This window comes from Streptomyces sp. SID5785, assembly GCF_009870065.1.
In the GTDB taxonomy this organism is placed as follows: domain Bacteria; phylum Actinomycetota; class Actinomycetes; order Streptomycetales; family Streptomycetaceae; genus Streptomyces.
Map to the genome: position 1 here is coordinate 1 of NZ_WWIA01000738.1, position 3,732 is coordinate 3,732.

Below are 3,732 nucleotides of genomic sequence, written 5' to 3' on the forward strand. Positions count from 1 at the left end.
CGTCGTGGCTGAGCGCGCAGTTCCCCGCGCCCCTGGGCCCGCTGATCGCGTTTCGGCCGGGGCGGGCTCAGCGCGCAGTTCACCGCGCGCCCGGCGGGGTGATCGTGTTCCGCAACAGGGGTGTAACCGCTGGAACCCCGGGCGGCGCGGGCGCCGTCGGTAGGGGGCATGACACCCACCCGCACGCGGGCCGCGCTCATCACCCTGGCCGCGCTCCTGTTCCAGCTCCTCGCCGTGACCGCCCCCGCGAACGCGTGCGGCTGCGGCGCGATGGTCCCTCGCACCGGCGAGCGGATCACCGTCGACGAGGAGACCTCGGCCCTGCGCTGGGACGGCCGCACCGAGCAGATCGTGATGCGGCTCGCGGTGCACGGCGACGGCCACGACGTCGCCTGGGTCATGCCCGTCCCGCACCGGGCGACGGTGAAGCTGGGCGACCCCGGCCTGTTCACGGCGCTGGCCGGGGCGACCGCCCCGGAGCTGCGCACCCGGCACTACTTCTGGCCGCGCACCGGCGACTGGCCCTTCGACGGCGGCAACGGCGACGGCGCCGCGGCGGGCGCCCCCGCCCCGTCGGCCGGCTCCGGCGTCGGGGTCGTCGGCCGCGAGCGGCTCGGCCCGTTCGACGTCGCCCGGCTCACCGCGACGGACCCGCACGCACTGGCCGGCTGGCTCGACGACCACGGCTTCGCGCTCCCCGCCCGCCTCGACCGCGCACTGCGCCCCTACGTCGACCAGGGCTGGGAGTACGTCGCGATCCGCCTCGCGCCCACGGCCGGTGACGGCACGGCGCTGACCGGCCGTCTCGACCCGCTGCACCTGACCTTCGCGAGCGAGCGGCCCGTCTACCCGATGCGCCTGTCCCGGCTGGCCCGCACCGCGCAGCACCTCGACCTCTACGTGCTGGCCGACCACCGGATGGAGCCCCGCTCGGCGATCGGCGGCGGCGCGCCCCGCGTCACGTTCGCCGGAAAGGTCACGGACACCTCGGGCCCGCTGGCCGAACTCGCCACCGGCGCCCCCTACCTGACCGCCTACGCGCAGGACTTCCCGACCCCGTCGAGGATCGACGCCGACCACACGCTGCGCCGGGCCGCCGACGACACGCCGTACCGGCAGGTCGAGTACGAGAACGAACTGCTCACCGTCGGACCGGACCTGCCCCTCTGGCTCCTGACCGTGCTCGGCACGACCGCGGCGGCCCTCACCACGCTCCTGCTGACCGTGCGCGCCCGGCGCCGGCGACCCGTCGCCCGACCTGCCCCCGTGCGGACTCCGCCGCCCCTAGTGTGAACGTTTATGACGACTGACTCTCCGGGCGCGCGGCAGCCCGATGTGGCGACCGCCGTCGACGCCTACTTCAGCGAACTGCTCGCTCCCGCCGACGAGGCGCTCGCGGCGGCCCTCGCCGACAGCGAGGCCGCGGGCCTGCCCCGGATCAACGTCTCGGCCACCAACGGCAAGCTCCTGCACCTGCTCGCCCTCACCCAGGGTGCCCGCCGCATCCTGGAGATCGGCACCCTCGGCGGCTACAGCACGATCTGGCTGGCCCGTGCCCTGCCCGCCGACGGCAGCCTGATCAGCCTCGAGTACAGCGCCCGGCACGCGGACGTGGCGCGGGCCAACCTGGCACGGGCCGGACTCGACAAGACGGTCGAGGTGCGGGTCGGCGCCGCGCTCGACGCGCTGCCCGTCCTCGCCGACGAGGGCCACGTCTTCGACCTGGTCTTCATCGACGCGGACAAGGCGAACAACCCCCACTACCTGGAGTGGGCGGTGAAGCTGACCCGGCCGGGCAGCCTGATCGTCGTGGACAACGTCGTGCGCGGCGGCCGCGTCGTCGACCCGGACAACACGGAGCCGGACATCACCGGTACCCGCGCCGCCCTCAAGTTCCTCTCCGAGCACCCGAAGCTGGACGCGACCGCCGTGCAGACCGTGGGCGTGAAGGGGTACGACGGCTTCGCGCTGGCCCGGGTGCGCGACTGATCGCCCGTCAGTTCTCCTGGTAGAAGCCGATGTTGACCGTGCGGGGGCCGCTCCGGTCGAGGACGACGACCTCGCCGGACGCCCCGCGCGGCAGCTCGGCGACCCCGCCGTAGGGGACCGGCCGCCCGGGGCCCTGCGCGGCGCCGACCCGCAGGCGCACCTCGGACGCCGGGTCGTCCTGCGAGCCGCGCAGCCAGTTCAGGCTCCACTCCCCGCCGGGCCCGCACCGGAACTCCAGGTGCACCCGCGACACGAACAGCCAGTCGTCCGGGGTCACCAGCCGGCACAGGGCGGCGTCCCGCCCCACGCGGAGCACGGACCCCGGCGTGCTGTCCGCCTCGGCCATCACCATGCCGGCCGTGGCCCCCGCGTCGCCGTCCGCCACCGTGGCCATGGTCAGTTCGAGCACCGCATCCCCCAAGCTGTCGTCCTTGCGAACCGCCGCGCATCATAGGCCGCCGGAGCGCGTCTGGGACACTGGTCCCATGACCGAACGCAAACCACCCGGCGTCAGCTTCGAGTCATTCGTCGACAAGCAGATCCGCGACGCCGAGCGTCGCGGCGACTTCTCCTCGCTGCCCGGCGCCGGCAAGCCGCTCGACACGACACCCGACACCCTCTACGACGAGAACTGGTGGGTGAAGCAGAAGCTCGCCCGCGAGGGCTTCTCCGTCCTGCCGCCCTCCCTGGCCCTGCGCAAGGAGGCCGAGGACACCCTGGCCGCAATCGGCTCGGCCCCCTCGGAGCGCGTCGTGCGCGCCCGCATGACGGAGCTCAACGACAAGATCCGCGACATGATGTTCAAGCCCCCGCCGGGCCCGCCGCTGGGCCTGAAGCCCTACGACGTCGACGAGATCGTCGAGCGCTGGCGCCGGGCCCGCGCCTGACGCCACCGGCGGGTGCGGCAGGATGAGGGCATGTCTGTCGTGAAGATCAACGTCCTGACCGTGCCCGCCGAGCAGCGCGAGACCCTCGAGAAGCGCTTCGCGTCCCGCGCCGGCGCCGTGGAGAACTCGGACGGCTTCGAGTGGTTCGAGCTGCTCCGCCCGATCGAGGGCACCGACGACTACCTCGTGTACACGCGCTGGCGTGACGAGGCGTCGTTCCAGGCCTGGATGGAGGGCCCGATGAAGTCGGCCCACCAGGGCGGCGCCGACCGCCCGAAGCCGGCGTCGAGCAGCGCCGCCGTGTGGTCCTTCGAGGTCGTGCAGCAGGCGGCGCCGAAGAACGCGTGACTCCACCGGGGGACCTGCGTCGGGGCGGCTCTAGCCCCAGGTCTCGGCCTCCAGGACCGTGCGGGTCAGTGCGTCGTACGCGCCGCGTTCACGGGTCGGGATGCCGCGGGAGATCTGGTAGGTCCGCACGGCCCACTCCGTCGGGCTGTTGTAGGTGCCGTTGGGCTCGCCCGTGTACAGGTTCAGCTGCTTGAGGCGGCGCTGGAGGTCCGTGACGGCCGGGCCGCGGTCGCCCCGGCGCAGGGTTCCCGCGGTGTCCTCCCGGGCGCCCGGCGCGGTGCGGGTCGGGCTCGGCGGTGCGCTGGTCGGCTCGCGGGTCGCGGTGGGCGACGCGCTGGTGCGGGTCGGCGACGGGGCCGGCGGGACCGAGGACGTCGCCGGGGCGGACGCGGACGGGGACGCGGAGACCGGCGCGGAGGAGGGGTCCGCGGGCGCGGCCGGGGCCGGTGCGGACGGGGAGCCGGACGTCGGGGCCGGGGCGGAGGCCGTCACCCGGCTCGGCAGCGCC

The 3,732-nt window shown here is 74.5% G+C and carries 6 protein-coding genes; 4 read left to right on the forward strand and 2 right to left on the reverse strand.

Annotated features, from left to right (window positions below; genetic code table 11):
• Positions 1-168 precede the first annotated feature (168 nt).
• Both GTW43_RS24225 and GTW43_RS24230 read left to right on the forward strand, forming a co-directional pair.
• Complete coding sequence (locus GTW43_RS24225) at positions 169-1,293, forward strand: DUF2330 domain-containing protein (protein WP_161304150.1); 1,125 nt, start codon at positions 169-171, stop codon at positions 1,291-1,293.
• A gap of 6 nt (positions 1,294-1,299) precedes the next feature.
• The gene (locus GTW43_RS24230) at positions 1,300-1,989 is read left to right on the forward strand and encodes an O-methyltransferase (protein WP_161304151.1); all 690 of its coding nucleotides are present in this window, start codon (positions 1,300-1,302) and stop codon (positions 1,987-1,989) included.
• A gap of 7 nt (positions 1,990-1,996) precedes the next feature.
• Here GTW43_RS24230 and GTW43_RS24235 read toward each other — a convergent pair whose 3' ends face one another.
• Positions 1,997-2,398 (reverse strand): FHA domain-containing protein, encoded by a 402-nt coding sequence (locus GTW43_RS24235; RefSeq protein WP_161304154.1) that lies wholly within the window; start codon positions 2,396-2,398, stop codon positions 1,997-1,999.
• A 76-nt stretch (positions 2,399-2,474) separates the two neighbouring features.
• Here GTW43_RS24235 and GTW43_RS24240 point away from each other — a divergent pair, with 76 nt between their 5' ends.
• Together GTW43_RS24240 and GTW43_RS24245 are read left to right on the forward strand one after the other, a co-directional pair.
• The gene (locus GTW43_RS24240; RefSeq protein ID WP_161304152.1) at positions 2,475-2,876 is read left to right on the forward strand and encodes a DUF1992 domain-containing protein; all 402 of its coding nucleotides are present in this window, start codon (positions 2,475-2,477) and stop codon (positions 2,874-2,876) included.
• Positions 2,877-2,906: 30 nt separating this feature from the next.
• The gene (locus GTW43_RS24245; protein WP_161304153.1) at positions 2,907-3,224 is read left to right on the forward strand and encodes an antibiotic biosynthesis monooxygenase; all 318 of its coding nucleotides are present in this window, start codon (positions 2,907-2,909) and stop codon (positions 3,222-3,224) included.
• Between the two features lie 30 nt (positions 3,225-3,254).
• On the opposite strand, the gene GTW43_RS24250 is transcribed toward GTW43_RS24245, so the two are convergent.
• A partial coding sequence (locus tag GTW43_RS24250) for a peptidoglycan-binding domain-containing protein (RefSeq protein WP_343246105.1) occupies positions 3,255-3,732 on the reverse strand: 478 nt, incomplete at its 5' end.

Bases quoted from the DNA above. Each gene is read 5' to 3' on its own strand.
- GTW43_RS24245 (WP_161304153.1), top strand. From the start codon at position 2,907: ATGTCTGTCGTGAAGATCAACGTCCTGACCGTGCCCGCCGAGCAGCGC.
- GTW43_RS24240 (WP_161304152.1), top strand. From the start codon at position 2,475: ATGACCGAACGCAAACCACCCGGCGTCAGCTTCGAGTCATTCGTCGAC.
- GTW43_RS24230 (WP_161304151.1), top strand. From the start codon at position 1,300: ATGACGACTGACTCTCCGGGCGCGCGGCAGCCCGATGTGGCGACCGCC.
- GTW43_RS24225 (WP_161304150.1), top strand. From the start codon at position 169: ATGACACCCACCCGCACGCGGGCCGCGCTCATCACCCTGGCCGCGCTC.